Annotated in this window: 12 protein-coding genes; 2 read left to right on the top strand and 10 right to left on the bottom strand. The window is 37.5% G+C overall.

Annotated features, from left to right (window positions below; translation table 11 throughout):
* Positions 1–93 precede the first annotated feature (93 nt).
* Positions 94–1,470 carry a hypothetical protein gene (locus EXE10_RS13615; RefSeq protein WP_005005738.1) on the bottom strand — a complete coding sequence of 459 codons (1,377 nt, stop codon included), beginning with the start codon at positions 1,468–1,470 and terminating at the stop codon, positions 94–96.
* 3 nt (positions 1,471–1,473) lie between these two features.
* Positions 1,474–6,699, bottom strand: coding sequence for an AAA domain-containing protein (locus EXE10_RS13610; protein WP_005005740.1), 5,226 nt, complete (start codon positions 6,697–6,699; stop codon positions 1,474–1,476).
* 849 nt (positions 6,700–7,548) lie between these two features.
* Between EXE10_RS13610 and EXE10_RS21920 the strand changes: the two genes are divergently transcribed.
* Complete coding sequence (locus EXE10_RS21920) at positions 7,549–7,737, top strand: hypothetical protein (RefSeq protein WP_228256836.1); 189 nt, start codon at positions 7,549–7,551, stop codon at positions 7,735–7,737.
* A 109-nt stretch (positions 7,738–7,846) separates the two neighbouring features.
* On the opposite strand, the gene EXE10_RS13600 is transcribed toward EXE10_RS21920, so the two are convergent.
* The 5 genes from EXE10_RS13600 to kdpA all read right to left on the bottom strand — a co-directional run bounded on the left by EXE10_RS13600 (position 7,847) and on the right by kdpA (position 15,834).
* Positions 7,847–8,563, bottom strand: coding sequence for a response regulator (locus tag EXE10_RS13600; protein WP_130113729.1), 717 nt, complete (start codon positions 8,561–8,563; stop codon positions 7,847–7,849).
* 59 nt (positions 8,564–8,622) lie between these two features.
* A complete protein-coding gene (locus EXE10_RS13595) occupies positions 8,623–11,271 on the bottom strand; it encodes a sensor histidine kinase (RefSeq protein WP_130113728.1) in 2,649 nt (882 codons plus the stop codon).
* 172 nt (positions 11,272–11,443) lie between these two features.
* Positions 11,444–12,046, bottom strand: coding sequence for a potassium-transporting ATPase subunit KdpC (gene kdpC / locus EXE10_RS13590; RefSeq protein ID WP_130113727.1), 603 nt, complete (start codon positions 12,044–12,046; stop codon positions 11,444–11,446).
* An 18-nt stretch (positions 12,047–12,064) separates the two neighbouring features.
* Positions 12,065–14,098 (bottom strand): potassium-transporting ATPase subunit KdpB, encoded by a 2,034-nt coding sequence (gene kdpB, locus EXE10_RS13585; protein ID WP_130113726.1) that lies wholly within the window; start codon positions 14,096–14,098, stop codon positions 12,065–12,067.
* Between the two features lie 11 nt (positions 14,099–14,109).
* Positions 14,110–15,834: a potassium-transporting ATPase subunit KdpA gene (gene kdpA / locus EXE10_RS13580; protein ID WP_130113725.1), complete on the bottom strand. Its 1,725-nt coding sequence runs from the start codon at positions 15,832–15,834 to the stop codon at positions 14,110–14,112.
* A gap of 377 nt (positions 15,835–16,211) precedes the next feature.
* On the opposite strand from kdpA, the gene EXE10_RS13575 reads away from it, so the two are divergent.
* Positions 16,212–16,910, top strand: a complete 699-nt coding sequence (locus EXE10_RS13575) for a DUF1826 domain-containing protein (protein WP_130113724.1) — start codon at positions 16,212–16,214, stop codon at positions 16,908–16,910.
* 99 nt (positions 16,911–17,009) lie between these two features.
* Here EXE10_RS13575 and EXE10_RS13570 read toward each other — a convergent pair whose 3' ends face one another.
* From EXE10_RS13570 to EXE10_RS13560, 3 genes are all read right to left on the bottom strand, one after another.
* Positions 17,010–17,810 (bottom strand): sulfite exporter TauE/SafE family protein, encoded by an 801-nt coding sequence (locus tag EXE10_RS13570; RefSeq protein ID WP_130113723.1) that lies wholly within the window; start codon positions 17,808–17,810, stop codon positions 17,010–17,012.
* Between the two features lie 106 nt (positions 17,811–17,916).
* Complete coding sequence (locus tag EXE10_RS13565) at positions 17,917–18,411, bottom strand: flavin reductase (protein WP_087512480.1); 495 nt, start codon at positions 18,409–18,411, stop codon at positions 17,917–17,919.
* 136 nt (positions 18,412–18,547) lie between these two features.
* Entirely contained in the window at positions 18,548–19,579 is a 1,032-nt protein-coding gene (locus EXE10_RS13560; RefSeq protein ID WP_130113722.1) for a methionine synthase, read from the bottom strand.
* Positions 19,580–19,639 lie beyond the last annotated feature (60 nt).

Here is a 19,639-nt window from a genome sequence, read left to right as displayed (position 1 = left end):
ACTTCAAAGTAGAAATGTCTGGTCTGGATTGTTGCCACTCTAATTTGAGTTTAAAAAAGCTAGCAAATCTGCTAGCTTTTTAAGATGATTATTCTATTTTTTAGAATTTAATAAACCAAAGAAGTTCTCTCCATCGTTCTCTAAGTCTTCAAAAAACTTATAAAACGATTGGGCAATAGCCTTATTTTTGACAATAATACCCACAGGCACTGTTGTTAAAATATTTGTGGATGAATCACTAACGTGAATAATCAAAACACAAAAAGAGTCTTTCATAACCAAAAGCTCAAAATTACCGTCAAAAACTACACTACTTTCCTTAAACGTTAGAAAGTGCTTGGCTCCTGCCTCAGCTGTGATTAGTTTTTTATAACTTGCGATTGATTGTTTATCATTTCTGTATGCCACTGGTAAGAAGCATTTAAAGTTTTTGGTAATTGTGGTTGTCGATAAACGATCAATAAAATCACTAAATCTATCTGACTTACCCCAAAATTCATCTGATGGAGCTAACCAATACAGCTGTTTATCATCATTATTCTGGTCTTGATATTGTTTGATTGTTTTGAAAAACAGGTCTGAATTTTCCTTAGAATATATTGGCCCGATAAAGTATTCATTGGATTTGTGTTCTAGCTTAAATAAGCGATCTAAATTAAGCTTATTCTCGCTAAAAATAGATTCAACTGAAAAAGTATCCTCCATATCTAATTCATGGAGTACCTTTAGAATATCCTCAATATTTTGTGGCTTCTTAGCTGATCTAAGAGCAGCGTAAAGAGAATCTTCGATTTTGTTAAGATTTTCCATGTGATTAAAATCACTAATCTCTGTAGGTGTATAATTCTCATCAAGCGTCAATGGTAATGTAAAACGACGAGAATGGTCTCGCAATTTTTCCACTTGGCTCATTTTATACAGTTGCAGCTTCTTTTCATCCACTGATGGATTCAACTTAACTAATCCTTGGCTGAAATAAAATCGAAAATTTTTCTGAAACTCCTTACTAACCAAAGACTCACCATTTGAAAGGTATTGGTTAGAAGCATCTAATTTAATTGAATTTGCCCCATTGTCAGATGCGTTGGGATTAACTGGCTCAGGATTCAAGCCAATCATCTCAAAACTCATCTTTTGAATATTGTCCTCAATCTTATTTACATAAGGAATTGCACAAACATCCGAGAATGCTTTCTCAAGTCGCTGAGTCAGAGCAAATCGATCATCTTCAAGATGTTTTATCTGCATTTGTTTTAATAATTTAGTTAATAGCACATCTGTTTCATGATTAGATAACCCTAAGAACCGCGCTATTTTTTCAGCAGAAAGTGGTGCAATTACCAATAGGCGCAATACCATAGAATCAATAAAATCTAAGGTATCTGTTGTGGTATAGCTAAATGCCACATTGAATAGTTGTGATGGCAATGTAACATCTACGTCATGATAGCTTCTTAGTGAATTTTCCATGAGTTATACCCCTGCCTTTCTATATTTTTTTGATCTATTTTTATTAATGTGCGGATTGTTTTGTACTATTTTGACAATGGCGCGTTTTGAAATATATCGATATTCTAAAGTCTGATTTTCACGGCACTTGATGTAATTTAATACGCGTCCTAAAGGTAAGTTACTGTTGACTCCTTGCCACATTTCTGACGCACCAAAGATTACAAGACGATCCATTGCGCGAGATAAAGCCACGTTCACACGATTTGGTGACTTCAAAAATGCAGGAAACTTAGTTGGATCATTTCGCGTAACTGAGAGAATGATGATCTTATTCTGTTTACCTTGATAACTATCCACCGTATCAATACGCACAATTGATCTCAATGCATCTGACACTTCACACAAAGAGAAGGCTTTTCTTAACCGGTTTTTTTGCTCAGCATAGGTACAAATTACACCAATAGCAGGCTCTTTAAGGGAATCAGGCTCTGGCACTAATTTATTTAACAAGAGTTTGTCTTGGTCAATCCGCTGAAGAAAATCGATAATTTCATTAATTTCATGTGGGTTATAAATACTACTACCTTTCTCCATTTTGAAATGCTCAGCATTCCCAGTATCCACCCAAGTAACTGTTGAATTCAATTCTATTACGATGTCGGATGCATAGTTATCAGGCACAATCCGCTTTAACTTAATTTCTTTCAGCTCTTCATCACTTAAACCACGAGAATCGACAACTTCAGTTTCAAGTTTTCCTTCATAAAAACAGTCTGAAACTAATTCGCCGATGCTCGGACTCATTCGGTACTGTGACAAGAGTTCTGAACTAGCCTTTAGTCCATAATGTGAATTAAAGATACGGCCAAAGTCGCTTTGTAATTTATCTTCCAAATCATCATCTGATATCTTAAGTTGCTTAGCTAAAGCCTTTATATGATCGCTCGAATATAGTGGAGGAAGTTGGTCTTGATCCCCAACTAATAAAATACGTGCACCTGACTGCATTGCAATTGCCAATTCTGAAGCGATTGAACGTGCTGCTTCATCAATAATCACCCAATCAAATACGTGATTGGCGATTCCAATACTTTGTTGGCCAACACCAACGCATGTGCCACAGACTAATTGCCTTGTTTTGACCAGAAAACTTTCATAATTAGCATTTTGGCTTTCAATTAATGGTTCATAATCTAGGGCAATATTGATCAAGGCTTTCGCTTTAAGTCCTTCCTCATTAGATACCCCGTAGTATTGATTAAGTGCTGCGAACGTAATCATGTCGATCTTATTTAACTGGTTTAATACTGTTATCTCTTTATCATTGATACAGTCTTCCAGTTGATCCCAAAAGTCTTGATTTCCGTCAAACATGCTCTTCAGCTTATGCATTGCTGATTTGAAAGCCTGGGTATACTCTTCTAATGAGAAACTAAACTTTTGATCAAGATCATCTTGGTCGATTGACTGATACGCAGATTTAAGACTATTTAAAATAGTGACTCTGATTTCATAAAGATCGCTCAAGTATTCAGCTTCAAGTGATAAATCTTTTGCAAGCTCAAGCACTCTTTCTTTAATATTAGACTTAAACAGCTCTATCTGGCTCGTAATAATTGAGCCTGTATAGACATCTTTTAATTCAGGAGACACAGCACTCTCTTTATTGCTTATTCGAGCAATACTTAATGGTGTGTCATACTCTGTGCATAGCTGACGTATACGCTCAACACTTGTATTTACAGCTTCGTGCGACTGACTAACAATTAAGATGTTAGATACATTTTGTTTATCATAGAGATAGTGAGCCAGTATAGAGATAAATTCAGTTTTGCCGGTTCCTGGTGGTCCCTTTAATAGTGATACAGGTCCATACTTAAGCACATTACGGAACGCTTTACGTTGTAATGGATTGAGGGCTTTAACCAATTCCCCATTTTTGTATTTGTTATAGTGATCTAGATCTTCATCAGGCACTTCAATCTCATAATCTTTTGCTTCAATCACTAATGATGGTTCAAAGTAATCTACGAGATTTTCAATGACAGCCTTATTACTCAGAATATTTGTCAGAGCATCTGCACGTTTCCGATTAGATGACTTATCTGCCTTGCTTTGTAGAAACAGTGTTGCTTCTTCAGGAACTTCATTTGTTTTTTTACAAAAATCGATCCACAATTCTCCGACTTTTGATTGCGCAATATTCACCGTACCTATGCAGAAAGTGTAATCACCTCCCGCCCCAGTTTCTTTAGTGCACATTACATCGACTTTATCGGTCTTTGAAAATTTAGCTGAAACATCTTCTGCAGAGTCATAGTATGCAATAGCACTCTTTGAATCTTTAAAATGTTTGCTCGAAACTATCTTTAACGGCTCAGACAGAGTGATTGTAGGATGTGCATGACGCTCAGTCGCCATGACTTTTTTCCACAACTCTTTCGTTTCAATATCAATTAAGTGGCTATGTGTAGGCAGATGACTCATTGGCTGTGCCATAAGCTCATCAGTAGCTATAACATCGCCTATCTCTTCTTGTAATGCTTTTTGTTCACGCAGAGCCCGTAATGTTTCCTCTTTCTCTTGAGTCCTTTTGAGCTGTGCTTGCTTAAACTGTTCAATAGCATCCTTAAAGTTTTGATCTTTTGCTAAGAAGTCATTTAACTCTACAATGTTGTCACGCTTACTCATCCCAGATATCGGGTGGACTTCAATGCTAACATCAATAGTCAGATCTGCATCCCTACTAGCCTTCCACCACAGGTCTTGTTTTTTGACAAAATCAAGGAAACTTAATTGATTTTCATGGGGCTTATAAAACCCTTTTAACATGCCATTGATTCCGCTAAGTGTAAATCGAAAATCCCCCTCACTTGCTGCCTCAAGTTGGATATAAACTTTGCCGTTTTCGGGATAAATCGTAAAGGGCGTCTCAACCTTACTTGTATAAATACTAATCTGAGGAGCTTCTTTTACAATAGCACCCTTACATTCAAATGCCTCTATAAAGCGAGAATTATCAATATAGCGTACACTTGGATCTTCCATTCCTTCTATGCTCAAGGCTGTATTTAGCCAGGATAAAGTAGGATCCATTGAAGCCACATCATCCACAGCCAAGTCTATATCGTATAGATCTGCGATTAATTTCAATGCAGTAAAGTTGTCACACTGAATGACTGTTGGATCTTCAATATCAGATGGGAAATAAGCATTAGAAGAATCAGGTTGTGGTACTTCAGGATGGAAGCAATCATTAAAACTAACTTTCAAGTTTGTTTTATCTACTAGAATCTTTTCATCATCCAAGTTTCCATGTTGAAAGCCATGCTCATGAAATTTTTTCAGAGAATGCAATAACTGAAGTGAAAGTTCATTTTTTTCATCCTCAGTTAAGCCCTCAATAACCGTTGACCAAGCTTCACCCTTTACCATTTCAGTTACTAGATACACACATGCTGTGCTAGTTGATAAACCAAAATCAATAATCTTAGGAAGGTATGGCAAATTGAGAGCCTGCGTCATTTTAAGTTCTTCAAAGAATCGCTTAAAACAACTCTTTTGATAAGTTGTCATTGCAGATGCAACTTTACCCATCCATGTTTTGACTAACATGTTGCCTGATGCATAGAGTGTAAAATTTTGGTTAGCATCAATAGGCGCGCCAAATATCGGGTAACTGATATAGGTATTTGTCTGATTTAAATATGGATTCAGTACATCTGCATCAAGTTCATAACTAACTTGTTCAGCAGGTTTTTGAGCTAAGAAATCTTGGAATACTGCACATGCATTATCATATTTCCCTGTCAAAGCTCGTGTTAAAATACGCTCTAACCAGTGGTTCTGATCTCGCTCCTCAAGACTAAATTTTTTCAATGAACGTGGGCTCAGTCGAGCATTCTTCCAAATATGAAGGATTAACTGCCCTAACCAATACACATCCTTTTGTGCAGCTGTCAGCGCAAGATTCGGAAGATGAGCTGTTGTATTCAAAAATGGGAGTTCGTTAGCCAGTTCAGGGTCAATTTTCGAGGGCTGTGTTTGATCATTTGCTGCCGAAAAATTGGATAGCAATATCTCCTTTTTATAAGAGATCCACACACTATGATCACCCACATCACCATGAGTAATTCCCATTTGATGTAGGTGATTAAATTTACCAAGCAAAATCTGGAATAAATCCAATTTCTCAGATTCAGACATTTTCTCAGCATAAGCGCCGATGAATTCGTTGACTCGATAGCTGTTCTCAGGCAACTCATACAACTCATTATATTTTGATGTCATGTCATCAAGACTTGGGTTTGTAATCGGGTGCAAACAACTTTGATAAAGATCAGGCTTTTCTGTTTTAATTTTTTGGAAAACCCGGCGCTCATTGCAGATCAAGTTGAATCGATGTTGAGGCTGACTCATTCTTGAGTTACTCAACTTGAATTCATTAAAATCCCAACAACGCATTAAAGATTTTTCACCAACGATGGTCAATGAATGCGCTTTATACTCGCTATAAATCTTTTTAGGATGCGGTAAGATCAAGTCACCTCGTTCATGATTATTAATAATCAAAGAGCGTGGTTGAATTTGGTCAGGCGCAAAAATTTCATCAATAATGGCGTGATATTCTTTTTTAATATCATATATGCGACCATCACGTTCCAGATGCTTGCGGAACATATTATTAAAATTCTTCTGTTGAGCTAATTGTATAAACTCATCTATCGAAAGAATGTGCTCTAAATCTTCTGGAGGCAGGCGCGAATAATCTGCTTTACCACACATGACAACAAAGTGAGAAACACTTTGGTAATGAAATGTAATGCCCTTAGCTTTCTTTTCTGAAACTTTATCCTTTAGTTTATTAACTATAATTTGCATTTTTTTTACATTTTTAGCTACAGGGCATGAATCTTGCTCTTTATTACCTACGTACCATTTTCCTGCAACTTTTGTAATTTCCTTACCGTTCCAGTCCTTGAATTCAATGACCAAAATGTTTGCATGAGTAATAATTAGGAGATCATATTCAAATTTCTCAGAACTACCTTTCGCTACTGCTTTTTTTCCATTTTTATGCATAAATTCAAAACCAGCATATGCTCGCCAGTTTTTAGTTTTTTCGCCACGATCAAAGACCTTTTTAATCTTATCAATTGCTTTGAGTTCGTGCTCGTATATACCTGTCTCTGGATATGTAACTTTCATATTAAAAGATTCTTTATTTAAAATGTCTTGCTTTTGCACATACAACAAATAAGCGTCAAAAATGATGCTAAATTTTTATTAACATAAAGTAATGCTATATGTACGGTGTCTTTTAGAAAAAATACTTAGCGTAAGAATTTAGTTTTTTCAGGTTGATGGTTAGTTTGGCCAAATAAGCCCTCCGAAGGTTTTTTATATTCAGTTTAGGATTGTATTTAAAATAAAGTCTGCCAAATATTTTGGTGTAAAACCTGAGTCTTCTAGCACGATCATCATTTAGATGATCTAACTCAATCATTCGTTTAAGCAAAACGTATTTCACTTAACGGTTCATAATGTGACTTATATTACATTTAATTTTTGAGTATTCAAAATTATTTTATTGAATTATAAGAAAAAAACTTAAGGAATTCCTTAAAATTTGATGACAATGGTCATATCTCTAATCACTAAAAAGACCAAAAATAGATATCTACCCATATCTCTCGGACAAATTAACTCTATTTTATAAAAGTATCAATAAATTCATTAGGTTCATGAACCAAAAATTTATAATTATTTTTTTATTTATATAAGTTATTGAAAATAATAAATAAAATTAATAAAAGTTTTATTAACTAGACTTCAGGTGAACATAAGACAATTAGTATTTACATATAAATAGAACATATTCTAAGCTTAATACAATGCTCATCATCATTTCTTACTTATAGGTTTTGCTTTAGGCTCACCATATACTGTGGCTCACAAACTTAAAGTTGCTCAACCTACGAAACACGTCATGTCTATCTCAGCTTGAATGAAAAACATCGCGGCAAACTTAGTGCTCAATCAGATTCAGATCATATACGTGAGTTAAATCTACTCTCACCCAATAAAAGTAAATTTATGTGCTTATTACAACACCAATTTACTGAACATCATCTAATCATTAACGATCGACGTTTTTATGTTGTTGATTGGGATAATTACCCTATTGTTATCTTTGAATACCGAGATGGTACGCAAGCGATGAAATTGCAAGACGAAGAAGATGGTTTGCCATTATTTTTTGTGCAAAGCCATTCTTTCGAGTGAATCTATTGAAAGTGACAAAAACAAGCCTATAAATTAGTGCTTAAGCATTGATTATGTTAAATAAACTAACACTCAATATTTAACTCATTAATATTGATAATAAGTTCTACTACACCAAAACATTTAAAAACCTTAAACCAATACCTGGCTCGGTCACAATATATTTAGGATGTACAGTATTATCATTCAATTTAGCTCTTAGTTTAGCAACTAGAATTCGTAAATAATGCGTGTCTTCCTGATGTGTCGGCCCCCATAACTCCTTTAGAATTTGAGGTTGAGTCAATAATTGACCTTTATGTTGAGCCAATAGACTGAGTAATTGATATTCCTTTCGGGTTAAAGTCACTAAATTCTGTTCTAAAAATACCTGACGTTGAGCAAAATCAATTTTGAGTACACCATCATCAAAAATAGCTGATTCAACTGCAACATGTTGATATTGCCGAAGTAAGACACGTATTCTTGCCATTAACTCTTGTACACTAAATGGTTTAGTCACATAGTCATTCGCACCAGCATCAAGTAGTTTTACTTTTTCAACTTCATCCGCACGTACAGAAAGTACAATCACTGGAGTTTTTGACCATGTTCGCAATTCTTCAAGAACATCAAACCCATCTAAATCAGGTAATCCAAGATCAAGTATAATTAAATCAGCACCTTGCAATGCCAATAATTCTAAGCCCTTTTGCCCATTTTCAGCCAATATAGTTTTATAGCCTTGTGCTCTAAGTGCTATATCTAAAAATTTACGAATCTGTGTTTCATCATCAATAATTAAAATATGCGTCGTTGAACTGACTGTAGCATTTTTCTCAGACATCATTATTCCTCACAAACACATATAACTAATTAAAATCAATAATTTAGACAAGTTTAAATTTATGTAATCTGTTGAATTGGCAATATAATTCGGATACAAGTTCCATGATTATTCTTTGCTGATGATGCACTAATTTCCCCCATATGTGCACCAATAATCGCTTTGACAATGGTTAAACCCAATCCCGTACCATATTGCCCACGATCGCCTCGTTCCATAGTATAAAACATATCAAAAATCCGATCTCGTTCATCCTCAGGAATCCCCTGTCCTTGGTCGCTAATCGCTATTTCAATTTCATTATCACCGACTTGCATTACATCAACAATCACCGCCTGCTGTTCAGGTGAAAATTTTGCTGCATTTTCTAAAACATTAAAAATTGCTTGCTCGATTAATGCCGCATGCACAAATAGACTTAAACTTTGCTCAGGTAAATGCACTTCAATCACGGCGTGTGGCATATAGCGTTGTAATCGTCTAACAGCAGAACCAACTAATTCATCCACACCAATCCAATCGCGCTTTAAACTTAAACCCTCATGACCTAAACGAGTCATATCAAGTAAGTTTTGGATATAACGGTCTAAACGCTCACCCTCCAAACGAATCGCTTCCAAAAGACTGGCTTGATCTTGTTCATCCATAGCATGCCTATAATGCGTCAATGTATCCGCAGCACCAATCATTGACGCGAGTGGTGAACGTAGATCATGTGAAACTGAAGATAAGAGTGCTGAACGCAACTTTTCAGTTTCTGAACTAACATTGGCGACCTCTAAAGCTTTGGTTAATTGCGTCCTATAGATGGCTTGTGCAATATATTCGACCATTGCTTCCGCTAAACGCTTTTGTTCATTTCCGAGATGCGCTGGTGCATGTAAAAACTGAATACCGATCACCCCTAAACATTGTTTAGAGGCAAGTAGAGGTAGAAACCACCACGCATTTTCAGTTAACGTCTGGGTAAAACGACCTGAAGGTTGTAAATTTTTAAATGTCCATTCAGCTGAAATCCGCTCTTTATCACTGAGTTGTTTTAAGATATCTTTACCATCTGAAGCTTCTGGACAATATAGCCATACTTGCGCTTTTAAATTTTTACTTAGACTACTACTTGCAATTTCTTGTACTTGCTTGAAATCCACAGCAACCGAAAGCTTTTGCCCTAAATCTTGCATGATACTGTTATAGCTATTGGCTGCTTTCAACGCTGTCACTTGTTCACGGAGGCGTGATGCTAAACGACTGGCAATCAATGCTGCACCAAGAAAAGCCACGACTGTGATCACACCTTGATGTGCTGAAATTTGCAAAGTAAATTTAGGTGAAATAAAGAAAAAATTATAGGCTAAGAAAAATAAAAGCGCTGAAAATACTGCAGCTACCATTCGAGTTTTAGAAGCAACAAATACCACAGCGGTTATAAAAATAACCGAAAGCTCTTCAATACCAAGATATTTTTCTCCTAAACTTGCGATGATAATACTGATTGCTGTAGTCAGTACCACATACAGACTTTCTCTGAAGGTTAAGAAAGCGCCTTGTCGTTGAAAAAAATGTCGCGGTCTTGGTTCTGATGCAATAGGTACAATACTCAGTTCAAAACTTGGTTGATACTTTAAAATCTGTTCAAGCAAATTAGGTTTAAAATTAAACCATCTGTTAGGTGGTTGAATTTGTGCTAAGACAAGCGTGGAAATTCCGTGATCCATAACATAATCAAATAATGTACGAGCATGTTGTTGACCATATAAAATTTCTGTCATCCCCCCCATTTGACGAGTCAAATTGAAAGCATTTTCAATCTCTCGGCTTTGTACATTTTCTGATTGTTGTATATTGGATTCTGGGGAAAATGTCACCACGGTCCAATTTGCCAAACGATTTTCAGCAATACGGCAGCCTATCCGAACCAATGCCTCAGCATGACCATTACCTTCAATCAGCACCAAAATATGATTTTTTAATGGAATTGGTGCAAGCCCCTGAACCGCAAAACTTTCCCGTACATCACTATCCACATGACTAGCGACGGTTTGCATCGCCAATTCACGTAAAGCAGTAAGATTGGAATGATTAAAAAATCGTTGTAATGCTTGCTGTGCCTGTTCAGGAACATAAATCTTACCTTGATTTAACCGTTCCAATAATTCATTGACTGGTAAATCAATCAAGCGAATATCACGAATCCGTTCGAATACACGATCGGGTACGGTTTCTGATACACGAATTCCTGTAATTTGATATACCACATCATTCAAGCTTTCTAAATGCTGAATATTCATTGTGGTGAAAACATCAATACCAGCATCTAATAATTCATTGATGTCTTGCCAACGCTTTTCATGCCGACTACTCGGCATATTGGTATGAGCAAACTCATCGACAAGTACAATACTGGGCTTTTTCTCCAATACGGCGTCCAAATCCATTTCTTCCAAAGAATGCCCTTGATATTCAATGACCTTTCGAGGAATAACCGTTAAGCCCGCTATTAAGTTTTCAGTTTCAATCCGACCATGTGTTTCCACATAACCAATAACAATATTACTTCCTTGTAATGCCAATTCATGTGCACGAACCAACATCGCAAAAGTTTTACCCACACCTGGCGCTGCACCTAAAAAAATCGTCAATCGCCCAGATTGGTAACGCTGGGTATGTTGTAGTAAGACATCCGCTTTGTTGCTTCGTTGGTCAGTCATAGATTTCTGCTATATGTGTTGAATTTTAAAACAACGTAAATCTTTTTTATTCGCACAACTTCTCCCTTTCCAAAGGCTGAGAAGTATTACTTCGGAAAGAGGACTTTTACTCAAATAAAAGCCCAAATCCCTATTTTAAAACTGTGATTAAATAATCTTTTTTAATTATCCATCACTTCCCTACACGATCTAAAGCCAAATTCAACTCAAGTACATTCACACGCGCCTGACCCAAAACTCCAAAAGTCGGCTGCACCGTTTGTTCCTGTACTAGTTTTATCACATCTTGATCTGCAAGATGTCGCGCTTGAGCAATACGTTTCACTTGAATCATTGCTGATTGCACACTAATTTCAGGATCAATCCCACTACCTGAAGCTGTGACTAGATCTGCAGGAATTTTTGATGGATCAATCTGTTCCTGAGCAGAGATTTTATTCAACCGTTCATTGATGATTTTATTCAATTCTGGATTCGTTCTCGCCATATTACTACCAGCCATCGCCATTGGATCATAATTGGCAGCAGATGGTCGTGAGTGAAAATATTGCGCTTGGGTAAATGGTTGAGCCACCAAACTTGAACCGACAATTTGATTATTTTCAATCATCATACTGCCATTGGCCTGTTCCGGAAATATCACCTGTCCAAACCCTGTAGCTACACTACTATAAATGAAGCCACATACACCCAATGCAATAACGGTTAACCCGAGAGAACCACGTACTAACTCAGCCATTGATGAATCAATGAGTTGATTATTTTCAATATTCATTTTTATCATCCTCAATAATTAAAGTGACAAGAGTGGACTAATCAGAAGATCAATCGCTTTGATCGCTACGAATGGTAATACGACCCCACCAACCCCATAAATCAACATATTACGGCGCAATAATTGTGTAGATGTTGAAGGTTTAAATTTCACACCACGCAGTGCAATTGGAATAAGCATCGGGATAATAATCGCGTTAAAAATCAATGCTGAAAGAATCGCACTTTCTGGACTTCCCAATTGCATAACATTCAGCACATGCATTTGAGGAATCGCTGCCACGAATAAAGCTGGCAGAATAGCGAAGTATTTGGATACATCATTGGCCAAAGAGAATGTGGTCAATGCGCCACGTGTAATCAATTGTTGTTTGCCGATTTCAACCACAGCCAATAATTTGGTTGGGTCAGAATCCAAATCCACCATATTGCCTGCTTCTTTTGCGGCTTGCGTCCCTGAGTTCATCGCTAAACCGATATCCGCCTGTGCTAAAGCAGGTGCATCATTGGTACCATCACCCACCATTGCCACCAAATGCCCTTTATTCTGTTCAGTACGTATACAGCTTAATTTATCTTCAGGTTTTGCTTCGGCAATATAATCATCCACACCTGCTTCAGCTGCAATTGCAGCCGCAGTCAAAGGATTATCGCCTGTCACCATGACGGTTTTAATTCCCATTTCACGTAAGCGAGCAAACTTTTCTTTGATGCCTTGTTTAATTACATCTGAAAGTTCAATCACACCGAGAATATTTTGATCTTTTGCAACCACAAGCGGTGTCGCACCTTTAGAGGCCACTTGTTCAACACGGGTTTTTAATTCAGCATGATGTTCAATATGTTGTGATGTAAATTTTAAAATGGCATCCAAAGCACCTTTACGGATCTGATGCCCATCTGACAAGTTCACACCTGAAATTCGCGTTGCCGCATTAAACGCAATAAACTCAGCTTGGGTAGGTTCAATAATCCGTTCACCTTGATCTTTTGCCAAAGCAACAACGGACTTACCTTCTGGTGTGGGATCTGCCAATGATGTCAATACAGCGGCCTGACGTAATTCTGCCTCAGTTACACCTGTCACTGGATAAAATGCGGTTGCTTGACGATCGCCATAAGTAATTGTTCCTGTTTTATCGAGCAGTAATACATCTACATCGCCTGCAACTTCCACCGCCTTACCTGATTTAGCAATCACATTGGCTTTTAAAGCACGATTCATCCCTGCAATACCAATCGCAGGTAATAAACCGCCAATCGTAGTTGGAATTAAACACACCAATAGCGCCACCAATAGAATTGGATTGATTTCAATATCTAAGAAATGACCAATAAAAGGCAAACTCACGACAACAACAATAAAAGTCACAGTCATCACGGTAAGTAAAATCCCCAAAGCAATTTCATTGGGTGTTTTTTGGCGATTTGAACCTTCAACCAAGGCAATCATACGATCAAGAAAACTATTGCCTGATTCAGCAGTCACTTGCACGATGATGCGATCTGTCAATACTTTTGTGCCGCCAATCACCCCTGATTTATCCGTTCCTGCTTCACGAAGTACGGGGGCGGACTCACCTGTTACTGCTGCTTCATTGATTGTGGCAAAGCCTTGAATAATTTCACCATCGGCAGGAATCAATTCTCCTGCACGAACTTCAATCAAATCATTCATTTTTAAAGAAGTTGCAGGAATTTGAGTACCTTCAGTATCATTTTGAGAAGTTAAGCGTCGTGCTGTTAAATTTTGACGTGCTTGACGTAAGGACGATGCTTGTCCACGACCTTTCGCCTCTGCAACTGCTTCTGCATAGTTAGCGAATAAAACGGTGATAAACAAAACTAAGGTCACTAACAAGCCAAAAACCAAACTTGCATAACCCATCAAGGTACTAACCAAAGTAATGATTGTTCCCAACCACACAATAGCCATGACTGGGTTTTTCATCACATGTTGTGGTAACAATTTAATGAAGGCATTTTTCCATGCTTCACTTTGCAATAAAGTTGAAGCGATGCTGTTTTGAGAAGATTGATTTGAATGATTCATTGTATTCACCCTTAACCTTGTACCAATAACAACTGATCAGCAATTGGTCCCAAGACAAGCACTGGCATAAATTGTAATAAAGTCAACATCACCACGATTGCGATCAAGGTCAGTGCAAATGTTGGTGTTTCGACTTTTAAGCTCCCGCTACTTTCAGGTGCTTGGCGTTTGGCTGCCAAACGTGTTGCGATCCATAATGGAATAATGAGCGTCGGGAAACGTCCAAGGAGTAAAGCAATTGCACAGCTGACATTCCACCATACGGTATTGTCAGATAAGCCCTCAAAACCTGAACCATTGTTGGCAAATGCAGAAACATATTCATATAAAATTTGCGAAATGCCGTGATATTGCGGATTACTATTTCCTGTCAATTCAGGAAAAAACAATGCAATCGAACTTAAGCCAAGAATAGTGATGGGCTGAATCAAAATCACCACAGCCAGTAATTTGATTTCACCAGCTTCGATTTTTCGGCCAAATAACTCAGGAGTATGACCTGTCATTAAGCCTGCAATGAAAACGGCTAAAAATAGATAGATCATAAATTGCTGTAAACCGCAGCCAATCCCGCCCCAAATTGCATTGATCAACATATTTGACAATTCAATCAATCCAGTCAGTGGCGCAGAAGAATCATGCATCATATTGACTGAACCATTATTCACTTGTGTGGTGATGGCTGCCCAAATCGCAGAAGATGTTTCACCCAAACGAACTTCTTTCCCTTCCATTGCTGAAAGTAAGGTTGAGGTTGAAGATAAACTTTCTGACCAAATCGCACTGCTTGCAGAAATAACTGACATCAACAGCATCGAAGCAAAGACAAAACCTGCAAATTTGGCACGTTGGGTAAAAAAGCCCAACATGAATATGACTGAAACAGGAATCAACAGAATTGCCATCATTTCTAAGAAATTAGACAATGGCGTTGGATTTTCTAAAGGAACTGTGCTGTTTGGTCCATACCAACCGCCACCATTACTTCCCAATTGTTTAATCGCCACCATTGGTGCAACTGGGCCTAAAGGAATTTTTTGAGTTTTTAATTCACTGGTTTGGTCGATAACTTGAACTTCTGGTCCAGCTTGAAAGGTAGATGGTACCCCTTGACTTGTGAGCAATAATGACCAAATCATGCATAACGGAATGAGAAAACGAAATGTCGGACGAATCACATCTGCCCAGTAATTCCCTACATTGATCTGTTGCACTTTATTATTAAAACTTGCTTGTTGGTCATTTTCAGATAATGCATTCGATTGTTTATAAAATAATGCTCGAACTGTAGCAACGACCATTGCCAACCCCATCATCGGAGTAATGATCTGCAAACCAACAATACCTACCATTTGAGATAAATAGGACAATTGTGCCTGTCCTGAATAGTGTTGTTGGTTGGTATTGGTTAAAAATGAAATCATGGTATGTAATGCCAAATCCCATGACATATTTGGTGCATGGTTTGGGTTCAGTGGTAAACTGGCTTGAACCATAAACAGCACCCAAGTGATCAACCCAATCACCATACAACTCATCACAAAACTCAAAGTATAGGTTTTGACATTCATACCTCGTTTTGGATTTGTACCTAAAACAGCATAAATGGGTTTTTCAATCCAATTAAACAGTGGATCAATTTTCATCTGTTCATTGCGCATCACTGCGGCAAGATATTTACCCAAGGGATAAGCCAAAATGATCACAAAGGCTAAAAGTAAAATAAACTCTAGCATGATATTTCTCCTGATTTTGTATGATCTAAAGGAGAAAATCTGCAATCGCTATGATTTTTAAATTGTGGTACAAAGCATAATTTTGGATGCTGTACTGGTAGATGCACTATGGATTTAGCGCTCATCTTTTTCATCCTAAACATTGGGATATTCCATGTCTAAGTATGTGAAAGATGCCCGTAAACTCTCTATTCTCACCTGAGTATTTGGCGTAAAATTTGCGTAAAATTTATTGAATATTATAATTTTGGAAATGATCTAAAATGTGATTGATAAGTTCAAGAAGCGATTGAATTATGATTTTATTCATATATCAAATAACGAATGCATTGCTTCACGTATATAATACGATACGACTGATGTTTTAATCTTTTGATATGGCAAATACAATTTCTAGCAACAAACAAGTAAGTGTGGTTTCAACATTTTCACAACTTATAAATTCAAAATTTCATGACGAAATGAACGCGATTTGTTGGTCACGAAATTTACTGGGTGATTTTAAAGAAATTGTGAATAAACTAGAATTAAAAGAAAATATTACAGAAGTTTCTACAGAAGATTTATTAGCACTTAGTCTTTCAGAACATGGACAATTAGCTAGAGCAACTATTTTAAACGATATACAACAACTATCTAATTTTGGTGCTTCACCTAGCCTAAATTTATTGAAATGCTATGAGCGTGATGATGAATTTGACTTTATTTCAACGGATGTTTATTCATATCACGTTGACCGATCACCAATTGAAACAGACACTTTTCTATGTACCTATTACGGCGCATCCAGTGATATTTTGCCCAATGATCAAGTTCAACAAAAAGTTTTAATCCCAGAAATTAGAGCAAAATTAAAAGAGCTTTATGACGGTGTTGAAGCTGGTTTTGAAGATTTCTTAGCTGAATATTTTTTTGATTTACATTATCAGGCAAAGCCAGAAGCTAAACCGACCAATTTAGGTTTAGGACATCTTTGGAAATTGGCTGTTGATCATCCAACCCAACAAGTTTTACCTTGTGTGCATCGTGCCCCAATTGAAAATGACGGTGAATATCGGTTGTTATTAATTTGCTAAATATTTTATATTTCAAAAGATTAAATTCACAGCTTTAACCATTAAATAAAACCTACATGATGTAGGTTTTATTTTTACAACTGATTTTATTCTGTCTATTTAGAGAAAGCCTTTCACCAAAAAGAAACTGCCTACACAGAGCAATAAAACCGCAAAACATTTTTTCAGCATCGCAGGTGATAAAGCATGTGCAGCTTTTGCACCAAATTTTGCAGTAAAGAAACTCATAATACTGATGCCTAAAAATGCATAAACATGAATATAACCAATGGTATTTGGCACACTCACTTGTGCATTCATCCCAAAAAGCATGAACCCTAAAGCACCGGCTATCGCAATCGGCAATCCACATGCAGCCGATGTTCCGACTGCTTTTTGCATGACCACGCCATAATGGGTGAGATATGGCACAGTGATACTCCCACCACCGATACCAAAGATTGCAGAAGCAATACCAATCCCCGCTCCTGCCCCAATTTGTGCCGGTGTCGATGGTAATGTTTTAGTATTATCAACGACCTTTTTCGAGCCCATAAACATGGTGTACGCTACCCAAAGTAAGAATACGCCAACAATCATTTGCAAATGAAGCCCAGATAACCAACCTGCAATCCCTGCTCCAAAGAAACAGCCCAATGCCATACCTGGTGCCAGATTTCTAAATACCGACCAGATAATGCCATCTTTCTTTTGATGTGCCATAAACGAGCTGATTGAAGTGACAATGATCGTTGCAAGTGAAGTACCCAATGCCAGATGCATGACAACATCAGGATCATAGCCCATTTGGCTAAAGACGATATATAGAAGCGGGACAATGATGGTACCACCACCCACGCCAAACAGCCCAGCTGCAAATCCTGCAAATGCGCCGATGATTAAAAAAATGATGAGTTCCACGGATTACTGACTTTATAGATTGAGGGAATAAAATTTTGGAGCGTTAGGGTCTGCACACACAGCGTATATGATTTGAAAATACATGGCCGAATGACACACCCTGGATTTAAGCGATTTCTGTTTCACCAACCTGATGATAAGCACGGTTAAAATAAACCAAAGCTTGATCTTCTTGGTTCTTTTGGATCGCAACAATTGGACAGATAAAAATGGTATGTGTTCCCACTTCCTGAATATCTGAAATTTTACAATCAAAACTCACCAAAGCATCAGCCAACACAGGTGAACCTGTTTCAAGCTCAGACCATTCTCCAAGTGCGAAACGCTCATCTGAACTGAGTTTAGACGATGCAAATGCATTGGAAAGTTGCTCATGTTGAGCACCTAAGACATTCACAGTCAAAACTTTATTTTCAACAAAATGCGTATGAGAACGTGATGATTTATTCATACAGACCAATAGTGTCGGTGGTGTGTCAGTTACACTGCATACAGCAGAGGCTGTAAAGCCATGAAAACCAGATTCGCCAACGGTGGTCACAACATTGACCGCACTCGTTAACGAAGACATTGCATTTTTAAAGTCTGTTGCATCAACCATGACCGTGTTCCTATTCGCCTAAAACGCTATATTTGAATAAAATTCTGAAATACTGTGCTGTTTAGATCTAACTGTGTATCGGAAGTTCCCTCTTCTTTATAGAAAAAGGAACTTTGGATATGATTTAAATGTCGGATTAACGAGTTAATTCCTGACGGATAATTTCTGCGCCTGCACTGAGGGCTTTCAATTTACCACGTGCAACTTCACGTCCAAGTGGTGCCATACCACAGTTGGTTGAAGGATAAAGTTTATCTGCATCGACAAACTGTAAAGCTTTACGTAATGTATCTGCAACCTGTTCAGGTGTTTCAATCACATTGCTTGCAACATCGATTGCACCCACCATAACTTTTTTACCACGAATTAGCTCAATCAGGTCCATCGGTACACGTGAGTTTTGACATTCAAGTGATACGATATCGATTTTAGATTGTTGTAGTTTCGGGAATGCCTCTTCGTATTGACGCCATTCTGAACCTAAAGTCTTTTTCCAGTCGGTGTTGGCTTTGATGCCATAGCCGTAGCAAATGTGTACCGCAGTTTCACATTTCAAACCTTCAAGCGCACGTTCTAAAGTTGCAACACCCCAGTCATTCACTTCATCGAAGAACACGTTAAATGCAGGCTCATCAAATTGGATAATGTCTACACCTGCCGCTTCAAGTTCACGCGCTTCTTGGTTTAAGATTTTAGCAAATTCCCAAGCCAATTTTTCACGACTTTTATAATGACCATCATACAAAGTATCAATCATGGTCATTGGACCAGGCAATGCCCATTTAATCGGTTGATCTGTCAATGAGCGTAAGAATTTAGCATCTTCAACAAATACAGGCTTTTGACGGGATACAGCACCAACAACTGATGGTACACTTGCATCATAGCGATCACGGATTTTTACTGTTTCACGTTTTTCAAAATCCACACCGTCTAAATGCTCAATAAATGTGGTGACGAAATGCTGACGGGTTTGTTCACCATCACTAACAATATCAATGCCCGCTTGTTGTTGCTCATGTAATGACAAACGTAGTGCATCCAATTTACCATCTACAAGTTCTTGATCTTGCAATTTCCACGGCGACCAAAGTTTTTCAGGCTCTGCAAGCCATGAAGGTTTTGGTAAACTGCCTGCTGTAGATGTAGGTAATATACGTTGAGTCATCTTTAATCTTCTATCTTTAAATTCATCTAAAAAACGTAGGATTCATGCATAAGCTCAAAA

Origin of the sequence: Acinetobacter sp. WCHAc060033 (assembly GCF_004209125.1) — a bacterium.
Classification (GTDB): Bacteria; Pseudomonadota; Gammaproteobacteria; order Pseudomonadales; family Moraxellaceae; genus Acinetobacter; species Acinetobacter wuhouensis.
This window is presented reverse-complemented; position numbering and strand designations above follow the sequence as displayed.